This window comes from Enterobacter sp. CPE_E1241 (genome assembly GCF_045618265.1).
GTDB lineage: Bacteria > Pseudomonadota > Gammaproteobacteria > Enterobacterales > Enterobacteriaceae > Enterobacter > Enterobacter adelaidei.
Window position 1 is genome coordinate 1,394,500 of sequence record NZ_JBIWYV010000001.1, and the last position, 20,978, is coordinate 1,415,477.

The following is a 20,978-nucleotide window of genomic DNA, read 5'->3' on the forward strand; positions in this document are numbered from 1 at the left end:
TAAATTGTCCCCGATCAAAATGGCCGAAAAGTGGTAATTTTGCTATAAATTGATCACCGTCGAAAAACGTAAATGTGATTCAATAAAAACCTGTTTATTGTAAGGGTTTTGCAGCGTATTATATTTGCGGGATCAATTTGAGTTTTTTATTAACGTATTTGTAACCTGACGTCATCGTTTTTATCCTTCCTCAGGGTAATAACGACGACAGGGATGCGAATAATTTGTATTGGGGCATGCGTGTGGATCTCTCTCTGACGGGGTTCACTCTCGGAGTCTTCATGCGATGAGCAAGGAGTCATGATGTTAGATATAGTCGAACTGTCGCGCTTACAGTTTGCCTTGACCGCGATGTACCACTTCCTGTTTGTGCCACTGACGCTCGGTATGGCGTTCCTGCTGGCCATCATGGAAACGGTATACGTTCTCTCCGGCAAACAGATTTATAAAGATATGACCAAGTTCTGGGGCAAGTTGTTTGGTATCAACTTCGCACTGGGCGTGGCAACCGGTCTGACCATGGAGTTCCAGTTCGGGACTAACTGGTCTTACTATTCCCACTATGTAGGGGATATCTTCGGTGCGCCGCTGGCCATTGAAGGTTTGATGGCCTTCTTCCTCGAATCCACCTTTGTAGGTCTGTTCTTCTTCGGTTGGGACCGTCTGGGTAAAGTCCAGCACATGGCAGTGACCTGGCTGGTGGCATTAGGTTCGAACCTGTCCGCGCTGTGGATCCTGGTGGCGAACGGCTGGATGCAAAACCCAATCGCGTCTGATTTCAACTTCGAAACTATGCGTATGGAGATGGTCAGCTTTGCCGAGCTGGTCCTGAACCCGGTTGCGCAGGTTAAATTCGTTCACACCGTGGCATCTGGCTATGTGTGCGGCGCGATGTTTATCCTGGGTATCAGTTCTTACTACATGCTGCGTGGTCGTGACTTTGCATTTGCTAAGCGCTCTTTCGCCATCGCTGCAAGTTTCGGTATGGCTGCAATCCTCTCTGTTATCGTCCTGGGTGATGAATCCGGTTACGAAATGGGTGACGTGCAGAAAACCAAACTGGCTGCTATCGAAGCTGAATGGGAAACGCAACCGGCCCCTGCTGCCTTTACCCTGTTCGGTATCCCGGATCAGGATGCGCAGCAAAACCACTTCGCCATTCAAATTCCTTACGCGCTGGGTATCATCGCTACCCGTTCTGTTGACAAACAGGTGACGGGGCTGAAAGAGCTGATGGTGCAGCATGAAGGTCGTATCCGTAACGGTATGAAAGCTTACGCGCTGCTGGAACAGCTGCGTGCTGGCTCGACCGATCAGGCCGTCCGTGACCAGTTCAACGACGTGAAGAAAGATCTGGGTTACGGTTTGCTGCTGAAGCGCTATACCCCGAACGTGTCTGATGCGACGGAAGCACAGATCCAGATGGCAACCAAAGACTCCATTCCGCGTGTTGCACCGCTGTACTTCGCATTCCGTATCATGGTGGGCTGCGGCATCATCATGCTGCTGATCATTGCGGCGTCCTTCTGGTCTGTTATCCGCAACCGCATCGGCGAGAAGAAATGGCTGCTGCGTACCGCGCTGTACGGTATTCCACTGCCGTGGATCGCAATTGAGTCCGGTTGGTTTGTTGCAGAATATGGTCGTCAGCCATGGGCGATTGGTGAGGTGCTGCCAACGGCGGTAGCGAACTCCTCCCTGACAGCAGGCGACCTGATCTTCTCCATGCTGCTGATTTGTGGTCTGTACACCCTGTTCCTGGTGGCTGAACTGTTCCTGATGTTCAAGTTCGCGCGCCTTGGCCCAAGCAGCCTGAAAACCGGTCGCTATCACTACGAGCAGTCCACTGCGACTACTCAGCCGGCACGCTAAGACAGGAGTCATCAAATGATCGATTATGAAGTATTGCGTTTTATCTGGTGGCTGTTGATCGGCGTTCTGCTGATCGGTTTCGCTGTCACGGATGGTTTCGACATGGGGGTGGGGATGCTCACCCGTTTCCTCGGTCGTAATGACACCGAGCGTCGAATTATGATCAACTCCATCGCCCCGCACTGGGACGGTAACCAGGTGTGGCTGATCACCGCAGGCGGCGCGCTGTTCGCTGCCTGGCCGATGGTCTACGCGGCTGCGTTCTCCGGTTTCTATGTGGCGATGATTCTGGTGCTGGCGTCTTTATTCTTCCGTCCGGTTGGTTTCGACTACCGTTCCAAGATTGAAGACACCCGCTGGCGCAACATGTGGGACTGGGGCATCTTCATTGGTAGCTTCGTTCCACCGCTGGTGATCGGCGTGGCGTTCGGTAACCTGTTGCAGGGCGTACCGTTCCACCTGGACGAATACATGCGTCTTTACTACACCGGTAACTTCTTCCAGTTGCTGAATCCGTTTGGTTTGCTGGCGGGTGTGGTGAGCGTAGCGATGATCATCACTCAGGGTGCAACCTATCTGCAGATGCGTACTGTCGGTGAATTGCACCTGCGTTCTCGCGCGACGGCTCAGGTTGCTGCGCTGGTTACGCTGGTCTGTTTCGCACTGGCTGGTGTGTGGGTAGTGTACGGTATTGATGGTTACGTGGTGACATCTGCCATTAACCATACTGCGCCGTCTAACCCGCTGACCAAAGAAGTGGCGCGTCAGGCCGGTGCATGGCTGGTGAACTTCAACACGACGCCTGCACTGTGGGCTATCCCGGCTCTGGGCGTGCTGCTGCCGCTGCTGACGGTTCTGACGTCTCGTCTGGAAAAAGGTGCCCTGGCGTTTGTGTTCTCTTCACTGACCCTGGCGTGCATCATCCTGACCGCAGGTATTGCAATGTTCCCATTCGTCATGCCATCCAGCACCATGCTGAATGCTAGCTTGACCATGTGGGATGCGACTTCCAGCCATATGACGCTGAACTTAATGACCTATGTTGCTTGCGTATTCGTGCCGATTGTTCTGGCCTACACCATCTGGTGTTACTGGAAAATGTTCGGACGTATTACTAAAGAACATATCGAAAGCAACACCCACTCTATGTACTAAGTAAGGAGCTGAATATGTGGTATTTCGCATGGATTTTAGGGACGCTTCTTGCCTGTGCTTTTGGGGTCATCACTGCCCTGGCGCTTGAGCACGTTGAAGCGACTAAAGCGGGTGAAGAAAAACACTAATGAACATTATCGCAAGGTTATATGCGGTAATGGATAAGCGCCCGTTACGGGCGCTTTCTTTAGTGATGGCATTACTGCTGGCAGGTTGTATTTTCTGGGACCCTTCGCGCTTTGCAGCGAAAACCAGTGAGCTTGAAATCTGGCACGGTTTCCTCATTATGTGGGCGGTGTGCGCAGGTGTGATTCACGGCGTGGGCTTTCGTCCGAAAGCTGTTCACTGGCAGGGCATCTTCTGTCCGCTGATTGCCGATCTCGTTCTGCTTGCTGGATTGATTTTCTTCTTCTTCTGAATAAGAAATGTCCGTTAACGATATGGGCTTACCCGAGCCCATAAAAATTTACTCTCCGTTTACTTTCTCCCATTCCAAACCACCTTTCCCGCGCGTATAGTAGCGAAGTTTAAAAGAGTTAACTTTTATTGCATTACCGGGATGTAAAGTGAATACAACGCTGTTTCGATGGCCGGTTCGTGTCTACTACGAAGATACCGATGCCGGTGGTGTGGTTTACCACGCCAGCTACGTTGCTTTTTATGAACGGGCACGCACAGAGATGCTGCGCCATCATCACTTTAGTCAACAGGTGCTGTTGGCTGAGCGAGTTGCCTTCGTGGTACGCAAGATGACGCTTGAGTATTTTGCGCCTGCCAGACTCGACGATATGCTCGAAGTCCAAACTGAAATTACATCAATGCGCGGGACCTCACTGGTTTTCACGCAGCGGATAGTCAATGCAGAGAACACCGTACTGAACTCAGCTGAGGTACTGATTGTCTGTGTTGATCCAACCATAATGAAGCCTCGTGCGCTTCCTAAGTCTATTGTCGCGGAGTTTAAGCAGTGACTGACATGAATATCCTTGATTTGTTCCTGAAGGCAAGCCTTCTGGTTAAACTTATCATGTTGATTTTGATTGGTTTTTCAATCGCATCCTGGGCCATCATCATCCAGAGAACGCGTATCCTCAATGCCGCTGGCCGTGAAGCTGAAGCGTTTGAAGATAAGTTCTGGTCGGGTATCGAGCTTTCTCGTCTGTACCAGGAAAGCCAGGGACGCCGTGAAAACCTTACAGGCTCCGAGCAAATTTTCTATAGCGGTTTCAAAGAGTTTGCGCGTCTGCATCGTGCAAACAACCATGCGCCGGAAGCGGTTGTAGAAGGTGCCTCGCGTGCGATGCGTATCTCCATGAACCGTGAACTGGAAAACCTTGAAACGCACATTCCTTTCCTGGGGACTGTGGGTTCTATCAGCCCGTATATCGGTCTGTTTGGTACGGTGTGGGGGATCATGCACGCCTTCATCGCACTCGGTGCGGTGAAGCAGGCGACATTGCAGATGGTTGCCCCGGGTATTGCAGAAGCACTGATTGCGACCGCTATCGGTCTGTTTGCGGCAATCCCAGCGGTTATGGCGTACAACCGTCTGAACCAGCGCGTGAACAAACTGGAACTGAACTACGACAACTTTATGGAAGAGTTCACTGCGATTCTGCACCGTCAGGCGTTTACCAGCACCGAGAGTAACAAGGGGTAAACCATGGCCAGATCGCGTGGACGAGGTCGTCGCGAGCTCAAGTCCGAAATCAATATCGTTCCATTGCTGGACGTGCTGTTGGTTCTGCTGCTGATCTTCATGGCGACAGCGCCAATCATTACCCAGAGCGTGGAAGTGGATCTGCCGGATGCGACAGAATCACAGGCGGTGAGCACCAATGACGATCCTCCGGTCATCATTGAGGTTTCCGGCGTAGGGCAATACAGCGTGGTGGTAGAAAAAGATCGTATGGATCAGTTACCTCCTGAGCAGGTTATTGCTGAAGCACAGCGTCGCCTGGAGTCAAATCCGAAAACGGTCTTCTTAATCGGTGGCGCAAAAGACGTACCATACGATGAAATTATTAAAGCGCTGAACTTGCTACATAGTGCGGGTGTTAAGTCAGTTGGCTTAATGACTCAACCTATTTGATCATCCGCGTAGTTTTTGGGAACCGATAGTGTCAAAGGCAACCGAACAGAACGACAAGCTTAAGCGAGCGATAATCGTCTCCGCAGTGCTGCACGTTATTCTCTTTGCAGCGCTGATCTGGAGTTCGTTCGACGAGCATATTGATGCATCAGCCGGCGGCGGTGGAGGCTCTTCCATTGACGCCGTGATGGTGGATCCCGGTGCGGTAGTACAGAACTATAATCGCCAACAACAGCAGAAGGCGAGTGCCAAACGGGCTGAAGAGCAGCGTGAAAAACAGGCGCAACAGCAAGCGGAAGAACTGCGTGAAAAGCAGGCCGCAGAGCAGGAGCGTTTGAAGCAGCTTGAGAAAGAACGTTTGCAGGCGCAGGAAGCGGCGAAAGAGCAGGCACAGCAGCAGAAACAAGCTGAAGAGGCTGCGAAGAAAGCCCAGGAACAGCAAAAGCAGGCAGAAGAAGCGGCAGCAAAAGCCGCAGCGGACGCCAAAGCGCAGGCTGATGCCCAGGCCAAATTAGCGGCCGAAGCGGCGAAGAAAGCTGCTGCTGATGCTCAGAAGAAAGCTGAAGCGGAAGCCGCGAAGAAAGCCGCCGCTGATGCCCAGAAGAAAGCTGAAGCGGAAGCCGCGAAGAAAGCCGCCGCTGATGCTCAGAAGAAAGCTGAAGCAGAAGCCGCGAAAAAAGCCGCTGCTGATGCTCAGAAGAAAGCTGAAGCCGAAGCCGCTAAGAAAGCTGCTCAGGAAGCAGAGAAAAAAGCTGCTGCTGACGCCGCGAAGAAAGCCGCTGCCGCAGAGAAAGCCGCTGCAGAGAAAGCGGCAGCCGCTGAAAAGGCTGCAGCTGACAAAAAAGCTGCAGCTGAGAAGGCTGCTGCCGATAAGAAAGCCGCGGCTGAAAAAGCGGCTGCGAAAAAGGCTGCTGCTGCGGAGAAAGCCGCTGCCGCTGCGGGCGTTGACGACCTGCTGGGCGATCTCAGTTCTGGTAAGAATGCGCCGAAAACTGGTGGTGGGGCGAAAGGAAACAACGCAGCACCGACGGGAAGTGGTAACACTAAGAGTAACGGCGCGTCAGGAGCTGAAATCAACGGTTATGCCTCGCAGATTAAATCCGCTATTGAAAGCCGATTCTATGATGCGTCGTCTTATGCCGGTAAAACCTGTACGTTGCGTATAAAACTGGCTCCAGACGGCATGCTGTTAGATATTAAGTCTGAAGGTGGCGACCCAGCTTTATGTACTGCGGCCCTGGCTGCAGCGCGTCAGGCGAAGATGCCTAAACCGCCGTCTCAGGCAGTCTATGAAGTCTTCAAAAATGCACCGCTGGACTTCAAACCTTAAGTTACATTTTCCCCGTGCAAACGGGGAAAAATAGACCAGGTTTAGTCACAGGGTTCAGGTAGTTTTGTCTATTTGGGTTTGTTAACATTCTGCTAAATTATCGTGGGTAAGGTTACCCGGATAAGGGAGATATGATGAAGCAGGCATTACGTGTAGCATTTGGTTTTTTAATGCTGTGGGCAGCAGTACTGCACGCAGAAGTACGTATCGAGATCACCCAGGGGGTGGACTCGGCACGCCCAATCGGGGTTGTTCCGTTCCAGTGGGCCGGTCCTGGCGCTGCGCCTGAAGATGCTGGTGGCATCGTGGCGGCTGACCTGCGTAACAGTGGTAAATTCAACCCGTTAGACCGTTCTCGTCTGCCTCAGCAGCCGGGCAGTGCGCAGGAAGTACAGCCTGCTGCATGGTCTGCACTGGGAATTGATGCCGTGGTTGTGGGTCAGGTTACGCCTAACCCGGACGGCTCTTACAACGTGGCCTGGCAACTGGTTGATACCGGTGGTGCGCCGGGTACCGTTCTGGCACAGAACTCCTACAAGGTCACTAAGCAGTACCTGCGCTACGCGGCTCACGCTGCCAGCGATGCGGTATTCGAAAAACTGACAGGCATTAAAGGTGCATTCCGTACCCGTATTGCCTATGTGGTTCAGACCAACGGTGGTCAGTTCCCTTACGAACTGCGTGTATCTGACTACGACGGTTACAACCAGTTCCTGGTGAAACGTTCTTCCCAGCCTCTGATGTCTCCAGCATGGTCTCCGGACGGTTCTAAGCTGGCGTATGTAACCTTCGAAAGCGGCCGTTCAGCGCTGGTTATCCAGACACTGGCAAACGGTGCTGTTCGTCAGGTGGCGTCGTTCCCACGTCACAACGGTGCACCTTCATTCTCTCCGGATGGGTCTAAACTGGCGTTTGCGCTGTCTAAAACCGGTAGCCTGAACCTGTACGTGATGGACATTGGTTCTGGCCAGATTCGCCAGGTGACTGATGGTCGTAGCAACAATACCGAACCTTCATGGTTCCCGGACAGCCAAAATCTGGCATTTACCTCTGACCAGGCAGGCCGTCCGCAAATCTATAAAGTGAATGTCAACGGCGGTGCTCCGCAGCGTATTTCCTGGGAAGGTACACAGAACCAGAACGCAGACGTGAGCAGCGACGGTAAGTTTATGGTAATGGTGAGCTCCAACGGTGGGCAGCAGCACATTGCCAAACAAGATCTGGTAGCGGGTGGCGTGCAAGTTCTGTCGTCAACGTTCCTGGATGAAACGCCAAGTCTGGCACCTAACGGCACGATGGTAATCTACAGCTCTTCTCAGGGGATGGGATCTGTGCTGAATCTGGTTTCTACAGATGGGCGTTTCAAAGCGCGTATTCCGGCAACTGATGGACAGGTAAAATCACCTGCCTGGTCGCCGTATCTGTAAATAATAATTAATTGATTACTAAAGGAATCATAGAAATGCAACTGAACAAAGTGCTGAAGGGGCTGATGATCGCTCTGCCTGTAATGGCAATCGCAGCGTGTTCTTCCAACAAGAACGCAAGCAATGACCAGAGCGGCGAAGGCATGATGGGTGCCGGCACCGGTATGGACGCGAACGGCAATGGCAACATGTCTTCTGAAGAGCAAGCGCGTCTTCAGATGCAGCAGCTGCAGCAGAACAACATCGTTTACTTCGATCTGGATAAATACGACATCCGTTCTGACTTCGCTGCGATGCTGGATGCGCACGCTAACTTCCTGCGTAGCAACCCATCTTACAAAGTCACCGTAGAAGGTCACGCGGACGAACGTGGTACTCCTGAGTACAACATCTCCCTGGGTGAACGTCGTGCTAACGCTGTTAAAATGTACCTGCAGGGTAAAGGCGTTTCTGCTGACCAGATCTCCATCGTTTCTTACGGTAAAGAAAAACCTGCAGTACTGGGTCACGACGAAGCGGCTTACTCCAAAAACCGTCGTGCCGTACTGGTTTACTAAGAGAATTGCATGAGCAGTAACTTCAGACATCATCTGTTGAGTCTGTCGTTACTGGTTGGAATAGCGGCCCCCTGGGCCGCTTTTGCTCAGGCACCAATCAGTAGTGTCGGCTCAGGCTCGGTAGAAGACCGGGTCACTCAACTCGAGCGTATTTCTAACGCTCACAGCCAGCTTTTAACCCAACTCCAGCAACAACTTTCCGATAACCAAAACGATATTGACTCTCTCCGTGGGCAAATTCAGGAAAGCCAGTATCAGCTTAATCAGGTTGTGGAACGCCAGAAGCAAATCTTGTTGCAGATTGATAGCCTGAGCAGTGGTGGTGGTGCACAAGCACAGCCGGCAGCAGGCGATCAGAGCGGAGCGGCGACTTCTGCGGCAGCCCCGGCGGCTGATGCTTCTGCTTCAACAGGAGCGCCTGTACAAAGCGGTGACGCGAATACAGACTATAACGCGGCCATTGCCCTGGTACAGGATCAATCTCGTCAGGATGACGCGATTGCGGCGTTTCAGAACTTTGTTAAGAAATACCCTGATTCCACTTATCAGCCAAATGCGAACTACTGGCTTGGTCAGCTGAATTACAACAAGGGTAAAAAGGACGATGCGGCGTTTTATTTTGCCTCTGTGGTTAAAAATTACCCGAAATCGCCAAAAGCGCCAGATGCGATGTATAAGGTCGGCGTGATCATGCAGGACAAAGGCGACACTGCGAAAGCCAAAGCGGTTTATCAGCAGGTGGTCTCAAAATTCCCGGGTACCGAAGGTGCTAAGCAGGCGCAAAAACGTCTGAATTCGATGGGATGATTATCGCATGACCAGAAATCGCGTTATTTCTGGTCGTGCAGCATGATTACTAAGCAGTTAAGTGATCTTCATCGAAATTTTTGTTGCGCTGAATTCTTAAATCAGTAATATATGCCGCCGTTGCCACGGGATATCAAACAACGTGAAAACAGCGTAAAAGTGGGTCGTTAGCTCAGTTGGTAGAGCAGTTGACTTTTAATCAATTGGTCGCAGGTTCGAATCCTGCACGACCCACCACTTAACGCATTACCGGCAGTACAGAGTGGGTGATTAGCTCAGTTGGTAGAGCATCTCCTTTACACGGAGGGGGTCGGCGGTTCGAGCCCGTCATCACCCACCACTCGGGTCGTTAGCTCAGTTGGTAGAGCAGTTGACTTTTAATCAATTGGTCGCAGGTTCGAATCCTGCACGACCCACCACTTTAAAGTGGCACCGAGTAAAAATCTTCGAAGTCAGCACCCGAATGGGTCGTTAGCTCAGTTGGTAGAGCAGTTGACTTTTAATCAATTGGTCGCAGGTTCGAATCCTGCACGACCCACCACTTCGAAGAAAAAATTCCCGCAAGGGGTCGTTAGCTCAGTTGGTAGAGCAGTTGACTTTTAATCAATTGGTCGCAGGTTCGAATCCTGCACGACCCACCAGTGTAAAAAGGCGCCCTAAAGGCGCCTTTTTGCTATCCATTCCGATGACATTTCCTCTCAAATTCGCTATCTTGTTTAGTATACAAAACACAATTGCCGTCCGTTTTGCTATGTCATGCAAAAGAAAGGCAATATTGTTAAGCCAGTAAAACGAGAAGCCATAATGAGTGTGATGTTTGATCCTGAAGCCGCAATCTATCCGTTTCCGCCAAAGCCTGTCCCGCTGAGCCTGGATGAAAAGCAATTCTACCGTGAGAAGATCAAGCGACTTCTCAAAGAGCGAGACGCGGTGATGGTGGCCCATTACTACACCGACCCGGAAATTCAGCAGCTGGCGGAAGAGACCGGAGGCTGTATTTCTGACTCACTGGAAATGGCACGCTTCGGTGCAAAACATCCCGCTTCGACGTTACTGGTTGCTGGCGTACGTTTTATGGGCGAAACGGCGAAGATCCTGAGCCCTGAAAAAACCATTCTGATGCCGACGCTTAATGCTGAGTGCTCACTCGATCTTGGCTGCCCGATTGACGAATTCTCGGCCTTCTGTGACGCCCATCCTGACCGGACCGTGGTGGTCTACGCTAATACCTCTGCGGCGGTAAAAGCGCGGGCTGACTGGGTGGTCACGTCAAGTATCGCCGTTGAGCTGATTGAACATCTGGACAGTCTGGGCGAGAAAATTATCTGGGCGCCCGATCGCCATCTCGGAAATTATGTCCAGAAGCAGACGGGGGCAGACGTTCTCTGCTGGCAGGGCGCCTGCATTGTGCACGATGAATTCAAAACCCAGGCACTGGCGCGCATGAAGGCGCTTTATCCTGACGCCGCCATTCTTGTTCATCCTGAATCACCGCAGTCTATTGTCGACATGGCGGATGCCGTGGGTTCAACCAGCCAGCTTATCAACGCGGCCAGAACGCTACCCCATAAACAGCTCATCGTGGCGACCGATCGCGGTATCTTCTATAAGATGCAGCAGGCCGTGCCGGAGAAAGAGCTTCTGGAAGCGCCTACAGCGGGTGAGGGGGCAACGTGTCGCAGCTGCGCACATTGTCCGTGGATGGCGATGAACGGCCTGAAGGCGATTGCCGAAGGGCTTGAGACAGGCGGTGCAGCACATGAAATCCATGTGGATGCCGCTCTGCGTGAAGGTGCGTTAATTCCGCTTAACCGCATGCTGGATTTTGCGGCTACACTACGTACTTAATTCAAAATGCCCTGGGGAAAAGATGGATTTTTTTAGCACGCAGAACATTCTGGTTCATATACCGATTGGTGCAGGTGGCTATGACCTGTCATGGATTGAGGCCGTTGGTACGCTGGCGGGATTATTGTGTATCTGGCTGGCGAGCCTTGAGAAGATCAGCAATTACGCGTTTGGGCTGATTAACGTTACGCTGTTTGCGATTATCTTCTTCCAGATCCAGCTGTACGCCAGCCTGCTTTTGCAACTGTTCTTCTTCGCTGCCAACATTTACGGCTGGTACGCGTGGTCGCGTCAGAACAGCCAGCAGGAGGCCGAGCTGCAAATCCGCTGGCTGCCCTTGCCTAAAGCTATCGCCTGGTTTGTCGCCTGCGTGGTCGCCATTGGTTTAATGACTGTCTATATCAACCCGGTATTTGCTTTCCTGACCCGCATAGCGGTCTCGGTGATGTCTGGTATGGGGTTGAATGTGGCTATGCCTTCGCTTCAGCCAGATGCTTTCCCGTTCTGGGATTCCTGCATGATGGTGTTGTCGATTGCAGCGATGATCCTGATGACCCGTAAATACGTTGAGAACTGGCTACTGTGGGTCATCATCAATGTCATCAGCGTGGTGATCTTCGCCCTGCAGGGCGTCTATGCGATGTCACTGGAATATCTGCTGCTGACCTTCATCGCGCTAAACGGTAGCCGGATGTGGATTAACAGCGCGCGTGAGCGAGGATCTCACGCGCTTTCCAGCTAATGGTGATGATGTGAATGGCCGGACTGCGCCTCATTTAGGTGGCAGTCCGGCCCGTTACATGGCTGATACTCCATCTGGATGGTCGCATGACCAATCTCATAGTGATGTTCAAGAAAGTGCTGGATCCGTTCAAGCAGCGCATCATGGTCATGAGGTGGGATCACCTGAACGTGCAATGTCATAACCGGTTTCTCTCCCACCAGCCAGACATGCACGTGATGCACATTGCGGACTTCCGGGACAGAGCGGTGCAGGTTACGTTTCAACTCAGCAATATCTATTGATGTTGGTGCACCTTCAAGCAGTTCATTGACGCTCTCCTTCAGCAGTCGCCAGGCGCTACGCAGCACCAGACACGACACCAGCACTGAAAGAATCGGGTCGGCAGGCGTCCAGCCGGTATAGAGGATTACCAGCGCGGCCACAATCGCGCCCACTGAACCGAGCAAATCACCCAGCACATGCAGGGCCGCCGCGCGCACGTTGAGGTTCTTTTCCGCACTTCCTCGGTGCAAAATCCAGAAAGCCAGAATATTAGCCAACAGCCCTGCCACGGCGATGACCATCATTGTCATCCCCGCAACGGGTTGCGGGTGTCTGAAACGCTGGAAGGCCTCCCAGACGATAAGAACGGTAATGACCACCAGTGCAATGGCGTTAACAAACGCGGCGAGGGTGGTTAGCCTCAGCCAGCCGAAGGTGTGGCGCGCATTCGGTGGACGACGAGCGAACTGCACGGCCAGCAGGGCGAAGAGCAGGGCGGCAGCATCGGTCAGCATATGTCCGGCATCGGCCAGAAGCGCCAGAGAGCCGGAAACCAGGCCGCCAATGACCTCGATAATCATGAAGGTTGCGGTGACGCCAAAGGCTAGCATCAGTCGTTTAGCGTTTTCGTCCCCGGAAGCGTGCGAATGAGAGTGCGCCATATCTATTTTCCTGGTTCATTTTAGGTTAAGTGTAGAGTTTTTAATGTGTTAGACAAACCTATTTTTGGGTCTGTTTCTGCAAATTCGGGAGAGAGTGTAAAAGGTGGTTTACACTAAGCGGCGAGCAAGTTAGATTGAAAGGATTGCATTCACGACTAGAGTTATGGCAGAGCTGGAAAGAAAATGAATTATCAGAATGACGATTTACGTATCAAAGAGATCAACGAGTTATTACCTCCTGTAGCACTCCTTGAGAAATTCCCCGCCACTGAAAATGCCGCAAACACGGTTTCTCATGCTCGTAAAGCGATCCATAAGATCCTGAAAGGTAATGACGATCGTCTTCTGGTGGTGATTGGTCCTTGTTCTATTCACGACCCGGCAGCCGCGAAAGAGTACGCGGCCCGTTTGCTCACCTTGCGAGAAGAGTTGAAAGACGAGCTGGAAATCGTCATGCGCGTTTACTTTGAAAAACCGCGTACCACCGTGGGATGGAAAGGGCTGATTAACGATCCGCACATGGACAACAGCTTCCAGATTAACGACGGTCTGCGCATTGCGCGCAAGCTGCTGCTGGAGATCAACGACAGTGGCCTGCCGGCAGCCGGTGAGTTTCTGGACATGATCACGCCGCAATACCTGGCAGACCTGATGAGCTGGGGCGCAATTGGCGCACGTACCACGGAATCGCAGGTTCACCGCGAACTGGCGTCCGGTCTCTCTTGCCCGGTTGGGTTTAAAAACGGGACTGATGGCACTATCAAGGTAGCTATTGACGCTATCAACGCTGCCGGGGCACCGCACTGCTTCCTCTCTGTGACCAAATGGGGTCACTCCGCCATCGTTAACACCAGCGGTAACGGTGATTGCCATATCATTCTGCGCGGCGGCAAAGAGCCAAACTACAGTGCAAAACATGTGGCGGAAGTGAAAGTCGGTCTGGACAAGGCCGGGCTGCCACCGCAGGTGATGATCGACTTCAGCCACGCCAACTCCAGCAAGCAGTTTAAAAAGCAGATGGAAGTGGGGGCAGATGTCTGCCAGCAGATTGCTGGCGGTGAGAAGGCGGTGATTGGGGTGATGATCGAAAGCCATCTGGTTGAAGGTAACCAGAATCTGGAAGGCAGCGAGCCGCTTGTCTATGGCAAGAGCGTGACGGATGCCTGCATCGGCTGGGAAGATACCGACACGATCCTGCGTCAGCTGGCGAATGCGGTAAAAGCCCGTCGCGGCTGAATAATCAGGCACAAATAAAAAAGCGCGGAAGGTTCCGCGCTTTTTTTATGTCCGGCGAAAATTACTTCGCTTTACCCTGGTTCGCAACGGCCGCTGCTTTCGCCGCGATCTCTTCTGCGTTACCCAGATAGTAGTGTTTGATTGGCTTGAAGTTTTCGTCGAACTCATACACCAGCGGTACGCCAGTCGGGATGTTCAGTTCGAGGATTTCGTCTTCACCCATGTTATCCAGGTATTTCACCAGCGCACGCAGGGAGTTACCGTGAGCTGCGATGATCACGCGCTCGCCGCTTTTCAGGCGTGGCAGAATGGTTTCGTTCCAGTAAGGCACAACGCGATCGATGGTCAGCGCCAGGCTCTCGGTGGTTGGCAGCTCAGCGTCGGTCAGTTTCGCATAACGCGGGTCGTGACCCGGGTAACGCTCGTCATCTTTGCTCAGCTCTGGTGGGGTGATTGCGAAGCCACGACGCCACTGTTTAACCTGCTCGTCTCCATATTTCTCAGCGGTTTCCGCTTTGTTCAGGCCCTGCAGCGCACCGTAGTGACGCTCGTTCAGTTTCCAGGATTTCTCAACCGGCAGCCAGGCCTGATCCAGTTCGTCCAGCACGTTCCACAGGGTGTGGATGGCACGTTTCAGCACAGAGGTGTAAGCAAAATCAAAGCTGAAGCCTTCTTCCTTCAGCAGTTTACCTGCTGCTTTTGCTTCGCTTACGCCTTTCTCAGACAGATCAACGTCGTACCAACCGGTAAAGCGGTTTTCGTTGTTCCACTGGCTTTCGCCGTGACGCACCAGAACCAGCTTAGTAATAGCCATCTCTTACTCCTCAAGCATTTTTAGAATGATAACAATTCTCATTATATTGCCGTGGCGGTGCCACCAGCAACGCTTAACCCTAACCATAGCGAAAATAGTCTCTGAGTGTAAGATGCTTGTGAATCCAGGGTTATGATTTTGTCTGCGATCGGCGCTATTTTCAGCAAGGCGAGCAGAAAAAAGCCCTCCGACAGGAGGGCTGGAAATCAATGCGGGATAAAATGGTATTCCGTCACGCTGACGTACTCTTCTCCCGGGCGCAGCACACAGTCTGGCTGCGGCCATTCCGGATGATTGGGGCTGTCCGGCAGGAACTCGCTCTCCAGCGCCAGTCCTTGCCAGTCGCTGTATTCATCATGTTCGCGTGCCGTCGTGCCGCCAAGGTAGTTGCCTGAGTAGAATTGCAGGGCAGGGGCTGTGGTATACACCGTCATCTGCAGCTTCTCATCCGCAGACCAGACTTGTGCAGCAGGCTGGCTGATATCACCTTTTGCCTGCAGCAGGAAAGCGTGGTCGTAACCTTTCACCTTGCGCTGATCGTCATCGCTCAGGAAATCCTGGGCGATAGTCTTCGCGCTGCGGAAGTCAAAGCTGGTTCCGCTCACGTCTTTGAGGCCCTGATAAGGAATGCCCATCTCGTCAACCGGCAAATACGCATCCGCCAGGATCTGCAGCTTGTGGTTGCGCACGTCGCACTGGTTACCGTCCAGATTAAAGTACGCGTGATTGGTCAGGTTAACCGGACACGGTTTGTCGACCATCGCACGGTACTCAATGGCGATACGGTTGTCGTCGGTCAGCGTAAAGCGTGCGGAGGCAATAAGGTTCCCCGGGAAGCCCTGATCGCCATCAAGCGAATCCAGTGAGAACAACACTTCCCCATCGTTTTGCCGAACAATCTTCCAGCGGCGTTTGTCAAACCCGTCCGGACCGCCGTGCAGCTGGTTCTCACCCTGGCTTGGAAGCAGAGAATACTCCACGCCGTCGAGTTCAAAATGGCTCTTCGCGATGCGGTTAGCGTAGCGCCCTACAGACGCGCCCAGATAGGCGGACTGATTGACGTACTGCTCAGGTGAAGCACAGCCGAGCAGGGTTTCGCGCACGCTGCCGTCCGGCATCGGTACGCGGGCAGAAAGAAGGGTTGCACCCCAGTCCATCAGCGTAACCACCATCCCCGCGCTGTTGCGCAGGGTTAACAGGCGATACGGCAGACCATCCGGTGCAAGGGTAGGTGTTTCGTTTAGCACTGTCCGGCTCCTTGTGATGCTTTACACACGTAGAACGTTTCTTTAATACCTGTTTTCGCTTCGTACTGTTTCTCTACCGCCTGCTGGACGGCAGGAACCAGTTCTTCCGGCACCAGGGCAACAATGCAGCCACCGAAGCCACCGCCGGTCATACGCACGCCACCTTTCTCGCCGATGGTGGCTTTGACTATGTCCACCAGGGTGTCAATTTGCGGAACGGTGATCTCGAAATCATCGCGCATGGAGGCGTGCGATTCCGCCATCAACTCACCCATACGTTTCAGATCGCCTTTCGCCAGCGCGGACGCGGCTTCGACGGTTCGGGCGTTCTCCGTCAGCACGTGACGAACGCGTTTGGCGACGACCGGATCCAGCTCGTGGGCCACCTTATTGAATTCATTAAGCGTCACGTCGCGCAGGGCGGGTTGCTGGAAGAAGCGCGCACCGGTTTCGCACTGCTGGCGGCGGGTATTGTACTCGCTCCCCACCAGCGTGCGTTTAAAGTTGCTGTTGATAATAATGACCGCGGCGCCTTTTGGCAGCGGAACGGCTTTGGTGCCAAGCGAGCGGCAGTCGATCAGCAGCGCGTGCTCTTTTTTGCCCAACGCGGAGATCAACTGATCCATAATGCCGCAGTTGCAGCCCACGAACTGGTTTTCTGCTTCCTGACCGTTCAGGGCGATTTGCGCGCCATCCAGCGGCAGATGATAAAGCTGCTGGAACACGGTTCCCACGGCGACTTCCAGAGAGGCAGAGGAGCTTAAGCCTGCCCCCTGTGGTACGTTGCCACTGATAACGAGATCGGCGCCGCCAAAGTTCTTGTTACGTTTCTGCAGGTGCTTCACCACGCCGCGCACGTAGTTAGACCACTGCTGGCTGTCGTGCGTCACAATCGGGGCATCGAGGGAAAACTCGTCCGTCTCATTACCATAATCCGCCGCAATCACGCGGACGTTGCGGTCGTTGCGCTTTGCACAGCTGATGACGGTCTGGTAATCGATGGCGCACGGCAGCACGAAACCGTCGTTATAGTCGGTGTGTTCACCGATCAGGTTAACGCGGCCAGGCGCCTGGATAACGTGGGTGGCAGGGTAGCCAAATTTCTCAGCAAACAGGGATTGTGTTTTATCTTTCAGACTCATTTTTTAGACTCCTGATTCGCGATAGTGGACGTCGCTAACGGCACGCAGACGTTCTGCCGCCTGTTCCGCCGTCAGGTCACGCTGCGTTTCCGCCAGCATTTCATAGCCCACCATAAATTTACGTACCGTCGCAGAACGCAGCAGCGGCGGATAGAAATGGGCATGCAACTGCCAGTGTTGATTCTCTTCGCCGTTAAACGGTGCGCCGTGCCAGCCCATGGAGTACGGGAAGGAGCACTGGAACAGATTGTCATAACGGCTGGTCAGTTTTTTCAGTGCCAGGGCAAGGTCGTCGCGCTGTGCGTCGCTGAGCTCGGTGATGCGCTGCACGTGAGCTTTTGGCAGCAACAGCGTTTCGAAGGGCCAGGCTGCCCAGTAAGGCACCACGGCCAGCCAGTGTTCAGTGTCCACCACGGTGCGGCTGCCATCGGCCAACTCACGTTGGGTGTAGTCCAGCAGCATCGGGGAACCGTTTTCCGCGTAATAGGCTTTTTGCAGGCGGTCTTCACGTTCGGCTTCGTTAGGCAGGAAGCTGTTCGCCCAGATCTGCCCATGAGGGTGCGGGTTCGAGCAGCCCATGGCCGCGCCTTTGTTTTCGAACACCTGCACCCACGGATAGCTCTGCCCAAGCTCGGCGGTTTGCGCCTGCCAGGTGCTTACTACTTCTTTCAGCGCCTCAATGCTCAGCTCCGGCAGCGTCTTGCTGTGATCGGGCGAGAAGCAGATCACGCGGCTGGTTCCGCGCGCGCTTTCGCAGCGCATCAGCGGATCGTGGCTTTCCGGCGCGTCCGGCGTGTCGGTCATCAGGGCGGCAAAATCGTTGGTAAAGACGAAGGTGCCTTTGTAGTCCGGGTTTTTATCTCCGGTGACGCGGGTGTTGCCCGGACACAGGAAGCAGTCCGGGTCATGCTGTGGCAGCGTCTGTTTCGCAGGCGTCTCTTGCGCCCCCTGCCAGGGGCGCTTGGCGCGATGCGGAGAAACTAAAATCCATTGCCCGCTTAACGGGTTAAAACGACGATGCGGATGATCGACGGGATTAAATGAAGTCATGACGGATCCTTAGTCCGGATAACCTTGTGGGTGGCGGACTGCCAGTGCCGGTATCCTGTGCCATTTCATCCAGCGTGCGGGTCACACGCCAGTTAAGCTCTTTATCGGCTTTGGTGGCATCGGCCCAGTAAGCAGGGAGGTCACCCTCACGACGCGGTGCGAAGTGATAATTGACCGGCTTACCGCAGGCTTTGCTGAAGGCGTTAACCACATCCAGCACGCTGCTGCCAATACCGGCGCCGAGATTGTAAATATGCACGCCTGGCTTATTTGCCAGTTGCTGCATGGCCGCCACGTGCCCGTCGGCCAGATCCATAACGTGGATGTAATCACGCACGCCGGTGCCATCTTCGGTTGGATAGTCGTTACCAAAAATCGCAAGTGAGTCACGACGGCCCACCGCTACCTGCGCGATATACGGCATCAGGTTATTCGGAATGCCCTGTGGATCTTCACCCATATCGCCTGACGGATGGGCGCCGACCGGGTTGAAGTAGCGCAGCAACGCGATGCTCCATTCCGGCTGCGCTTTTTGCAGATCGGTCAGGATCTGTTCCACCATCAGTTTGCTTTTGCCATACGGACTTTGCGGCGTACCGGTTGGGAAGCTTTCAACGTAAGGGATTTTTGGCTGGTCACCATAGACGGTGGCGGATGAGCTGAAGATAAAGTTTTTAACGTTTGCCGCACGCATGGCGGAGATGAGACGCAAGGTGCCGTTGACGTTGTTGTCGTAATACTCCAGCGGTTTCGCAACGGATTCACCGACCGCTTTCAGACCGGCGAAGTGGATCACCGTTTCAATGGCGTGGTCGTGAAGGATCTCGGTCATCAGCGCTTCATTGCGGATGTCGCCTTCCACGAACGTTGGCTGTTTCCCGGCAAGACGTTCAATCACAGGCAGCACGCTGCGCTTACTATTGCACAGGTTGTCGAGGATGATGACATCATGACCATTTTGCAGCAGTTGCACACAGGTATGACTTCCTATGTAACCGCTACCACCTGTTACCAGAACTCGCATATTTCGCTCCATTGGGCTTATGGTATGTAATAACCATAGCATAACAGAGTCGCTAAAAGTGTGACATGGGATAAAATAGTGGAATCGTTTACACTGTTTTTAAATACCGATTTTCAGATGTCGTGTGGCATTGTAGATCAAAGGGATAGCGATGTCTTAGTGCAGGTTATCTGAAAAACGGAGGGCGGCGCCCTCCGGAGTTTAGTCGATTTTGCTTAGCAGATAATCATAGCGTTCACCGTCCGGCACAAACTCCAGGCGGTGTGTGATGCAGGAGGGGGCATCTTCGGCATGGTGTGAAACAAACAGCAGTTGCGTTTCGCCTTCACTAATGAGGACATCCACAAAGCGGCGGATTAACTGTCGGTTCAGCGGGTCCAGTCCCTGCAGGGGTTCATCGAGGATCAGAAGCGTAGGATGTTTCACCAGGGCGCGAACGATCAGCGCCAGCCGCTGCTGCCCCCACGACAGGCTGTGAAACGGCGCGTCAGCGACCCGGGTATCCATTCCAAGAATATCCAGCCATTGCTGAGCCAGCTTGTGCTGTTTGTCCGATACCGCCTGATAAATGCCGATGGAATCAAAATACCCGGAGAGGATCACATTGCGCACCGTTGTGCTGACCCGGTAATCGAGATGCAGGCTGCTGCTGACATACCCGATATGCTTTTTGATATCCCAGATGGTTTCGCCGCTGCCGCGACGCCGGCCAAACAGCGTGAGATCGTTACTGTAACCCTGCGGGTGATCCCCGGTGATCAGGCTCAGTAGCGTTGATTTACCCGCACCATTAGGGCCAACAATCTGCCAGTGCTCGCCAGGATTGACCGTCCAGCTGAGATGGTTAAGGATCGGGCGATCGTCATAAGAGACAAGGCCATCACGCAGCACGATGCGCGGATGGTGGGGATCAAGCGCATGACGAGCTGAAGGGGCGTCGGGTTCCGGAAGCGTGATTCCATCAAGCTGTTCACTGTGTGCGAGTTGCGCAATTAATGCCTGCTTAAGCAGTACTGATTTTTGGCCTGTTTCAGTCAAAATACAGTCGGCCAGCACACCTGCATTCTGGATGAAATCCGGAATTTCATCGAAGCGATTAAGCACCAGCACAACGGTATACCCCTGCTGGTTAAGCGACGCCAGCAGCGTTGCCAGCTGGGCGCGAGACTGCACGTCAAGACCATCGAACGGTTCGTCAAGGATCAACAACTCTGGTTCGCTCATCAAAGCCTGACAAAGCAGCGTTTTCCGCGTCTCGCCGGTTGAAAGGTATTTAAAGCGCCGGTCCAGCAGGGCGGTGATGCCGAACTGTTCTGCCAGGTGCTGGCAACGGGCGGGATCGTTCACCTCATCCTGAATAATTTCCGCCGTCGTACGGCCGGTATCTTCTTCGCCAGGGCTGAGTAAATCGGTGTTGTTACGCTGCCATTCGTCACTGACCAGCTTTTGAAGTTGTTCAAATGACAGACGTGTCAGGCGCGTAAAATGGCGCTGATATTCACCCTTGAGGAGAGGGAGCTCGCCGGCCAACGCGCGGGCAAGGGCTGATTTACCGCTCCCGTTCGTGCCGACAAATGCCCAGCTTTCACCTGCGCGAATTGCCAAATCGGCAATTGTCAGTGTTCGGGTATCGCTAAGACGAAACGTGCCTTGCGAAATATGCAATGATGACATGATTTATCCCATTTTTTGCAGCAACAGATGTCAGG

20 protein-coding genes, 5 tRNA genes and 1 pseudogene are annotated in these 20,978 nt (G+C 53.4%); 19 read left to right on the plus strand and 7 right to left on the minus strand.

What is annotated here, in order from left to right; all coding sequences use genetic code 11:
* The first annotated feature begins 303 nt into the window (after positions 1-303).
* The 18 genes from cydA to pnuC all read left to right on the plus strand — a co-directional run bounded on the left by cydA (position 304) and on the right by pnuC (position 11,830).
* The gene (gene cydA, locus ACJ9Y9_RS06690) at positions 304-1,872 is read left to right on the plus strand and encodes a cytochrome ubiquinol oxidase subunit I (protein ID WP_028019427.1); all 1,569 of its coding nucleotides are present in this window, start codon (positions 304-306) and stop codon (positions 1,870-1,872) included.
* Between the two features lie 15 nt (positions 1,873-1,887).
* Positions 1,888-3,027 carry a cytochrome d ubiquinol oxidase subunit II gene (gene cydB / locus ACJ9Y9_RS06695; protein ID WP_028019426.1) on the plus strand — a complete coding sequence of 380 codons (1,140 nt, stop codon included), beginning with the start codon at positions 1,888-1,890 and terminating at the stop codon, positions 3,025-3,027.
* Positions 3,028-3,041: 14 nt separating this feature from the next.
* A complete protein-coding gene (cydX, locus tag ACJ9Y9_RS06700) occupies positions 3,042-3,155 on the plus strand; it encodes a cytochrome bd-I oxidase subunit CydX (protein WP_003858598.1) in 114 nt (37 codons plus the stop codon).
* A complete protein-coding gene (gene ybgE / locus ACJ9Y9_RS06705; RefSeq protein WP_028019425.1) occupies positions 3,155-3,445 on the plus strand; it encodes a cyd operon protein YbgE in 291 nt (96 codons plus the stop codon). The genes cydX and ybgE overlap by 1 nt, the downstream gene beginning before the upstream one ends.
* A gap of 148 nt (positions 3,446-3,593) precedes the next feature.
* Positions 3,594-3,998 carry a tol-pal system-associated acyl-CoA thioesterase gene (gene ybgC, locus ACJ9Y9_RS06710; RefSeq protein WP_003858593.1) on the plus strand — a complete coding sequence of 135 codons (405 nt, stop codon included), beginning with the start codon at positions 3,594-3,596 and terminating at the stop codon, positions 3,996-3,998.
* Entirely contained in the window at positions 3,995-4,687 is a 693-nt protein-coding gene (gene tolQ, locus ACJ9Y9_RS06715; protein ID WP_008501101.1) for a Tol-Pal system protein TolQ, read from the plus strand. Before ybgC ends, tolQ begins: the two co-directional genes overlap by 4 nt.
* Before the next feature lie 3 nt (positions 4,688-4,690).
* On the plus strand, positions 4,691-5,119 hold the full coding sequence (gene tolR, locus ACJ9Y9_RS06720) for a colicin uptake protein TolR (protein WP_003858589.1): 429 nt from the start codon (positions 4,691-4,693) through the stop codon (positions 5,117-5,119).
* Between the two features lie 28 nt (positions 5,120-5,147).
* Complete coding sequence (gene tolA, locus ACJ9Y9_RS06725) at positions 5,148-6,449, plus strand: cell envelope integrity protein TolA (protein WP_028019424.1); 1,302 nt, start codon at positions 5,148-5,150, stop codon at positions 6,447-6,449.
* A 134-nt stretch (positions 6,450-6,583) separates the two neighbouring features.
* The gene (gene tolB / locus ACJ9Y9_RS06730; protein ID WP_028019423.1) at positions 6,584-7,876 is read left to right on the plus strand and encodes a Tol-Pal system beta propeller repeat protein TolB; all 1,293 of its coding nucleotides are present in this window, start codon (positions 6,584-6,586) and stop codon (positions 7,874-7,876) included.
* 35 nt (positions 7,877-7,911) lie between these two features.
* Positions 7,912-8,433, plus strand: a complete 522-nt coding sequence (gene pal / locus ACJ9Y9_RS06735) for a peptidoglycan-associated lipoprotein Pal (protein WP_003858578.1) — start codon at positions 7,912-7,914, stop codon at positions 8,431-8,433.
* 9 nt (positions 8,434-8,442) lie between these two features.
* Positions 8,443-9,240, plus strand: a complete 798-nt coding sequence (gene cpoB, locus ACJ9Y9_RS06740) for a cell division protein CpoB (RefSeq protein WP_028019422.1) — start codon at positions 8,443-8,445, stop codon at positions 9,238-9,240.
* Between the two features lie 161 nt (positions 9,241-9,401).
* Positions 9,402-9,477, plus strand: a tRNA-Lys gene (locus ACJ9Y9_RS06745).
* A 27-nt stretch (positions 9,478-9,504) separates the two neighbouring features.
* Positions 9,505-9,580 (plus strand) — tRNA-Val (locus ACJ9Y9_RS06750).
* 3 nt (positions 9,581-9,583) lie between these two features.
* Positions 9,584-9,659, plus strand: a tRNA-Lys gene (locus tag ACJ9Y9_RS06755).
* Between the two features lie 46 nt (positions 9,660-9,705).
* Positions 9,706-9,781 (plus strand) — tRNA-Lys (locus tag ACJ9Y9_RS06760).
* A 24-nt stretch (positions 9,782-9,805) separates the two neighbouring features.
* Positions 9,806-9,881: transfer RNA gene (locus tag ACJ9Y9_RS06765), tRNA-Lys, on the plus strand.
* A gap of 163 nt (positions 9,882-10,044) precedes the next feature.
* Complete coding sequence (gene nadA / locus ACJ9Y9_RS06770) at positions 10,045-11,088, plus strand: quinolinate synthase NadA (RefSeq protein WP_028019421.1); 1,044 nt, start codon at positions 10,045-10,047, stop codon at positions 11,086-11,088.
* 22 nt (positions 11,089-11,110) lie between these two features.
* The gene (gene pnuC / locus ACJ9Y9_RS06775) at positions 11,111-11,830 is read left to right on the plus strand and encodes a nicotinamide riboside transporter PnuC (RefSeq protein WP_028019420.1); all 720 of its coding nucleotides are present in this window, start codon (positions 11,111-11,113) and stop codon (positions 11,828-11,830) included.
* Here the strand turns inward: pnuC and zitB are convergent.
* Entirely contained in the window at positions 11,827-12,756 is a 930-nt protein-coding gene (zitB, locus tag ACJ9Y9_RS06780; RefSeq protein WP_028019419.1) for a CDF family zinc transporter ZitB, read from the minus strand. The genes pnuC and zitB overlap by 4 nt on opposite strands.
* A 183-nt stretch (positions 12,757-12,939) precedes the next feature.
* On the opposite strand from zitB, the gene aroG reads away from it, so the two are divergent.
* Positions 12,940-13,992 (plus strand): 3-deoxy-7-phosphoheptulonate synthase AroG, encoded by a 1,053-nt coding sequence (gene aroG, locus ACJ9Y9_RS06785; RefSeq protein ID WP_028019418.1) that lies wholly within the window; start codon positions 12,940-12,942, stop codon positions 13,990-13,992.
* 61 nt (positions 13,993-14,053) lie between these two features.
* Here the strand turns inward: aroG and gpmA are convergent, their stop codons facing one another.
* From gpmA to modF, 6 genes and pseudogenes are all read right to left on the minus strand, one after another.
* The gene (gene gpmA / locus ACJ9Y9_RS06790) at positions 14,054-14,806 is read right to left on the minus strand and encodes a 2,3-diphosphoglycerate-dependent phosphoglycerate mutase (RefSeq protein WP_028019417.1); all 753 of its coding nucleotides are present in this window, start codon (positions 14,804-14,806) and stop codon (positions 14,054-14,056) included.
* 206 nt (positions 14,807-15,012) lie between these two features.
* Positions 15,013-16,053, minus strand: coding sequence for a galactose-1-epimerase (galM, locus tag ACJ9Y9_RS06795; protein WP_028019416.1), 1,041 nt, complete (start codon positions 16,051-16,053; stop codon positions 15,013-15,015).
* Positions 16,047-17,195: a galactokinase gene (gene galK, locus ACJ9Y9_RS06800; RefSeq protein WP_028019415.1), complete on the minus strand. Its 1,149-nt coding sequence runs from the start codon at positions 17,193-17,195 to the stop codon at positions 16,047-16,049. The genes galM and galK overlap by 7 nt, the downstream gene beginning before the upstream one ends.
* Positions 17,196-17,198: 3 nt before the next feature.
* Positions 17,199-18,245 (minus strand): galactose-1-phosphate uridylyltransferase, encoded by a 1,047-nt coding sequence (gene galT, locus ACJ9Y9_RS06805; RefSeq protein ID WP_028019414.1) that lies wholly within the window; start codon positions 18,243-18,245, stop codon positions 17,199-17,201.
* A gap of 9 nt (positions 18,246-18,254) precedes the next feature.
* Positions 18,255-19,269, minus strand: a pseudogene (gene galE / locus ACJ9Y9_RS06810) (UDP-glucose 4-epimerase GalE).
* Between the two features lie 201 nt (positions 19,270-19,470).
* On the minus strand, positions 19,471-20,943 hold the full coding sequence (gene modF, locus ACJ9Y9_RS06815; protein ID WP_028019412.1) for a molybdate ABC transporter ATP-binding protein ModF: 1,473 nt from the start codon (positions 20,941-20,943) through the stop codon (positions 19,471-19,473).
* Between the last annotated feature and the right edge of the window lie 35 nt (positions 20,944-20,978).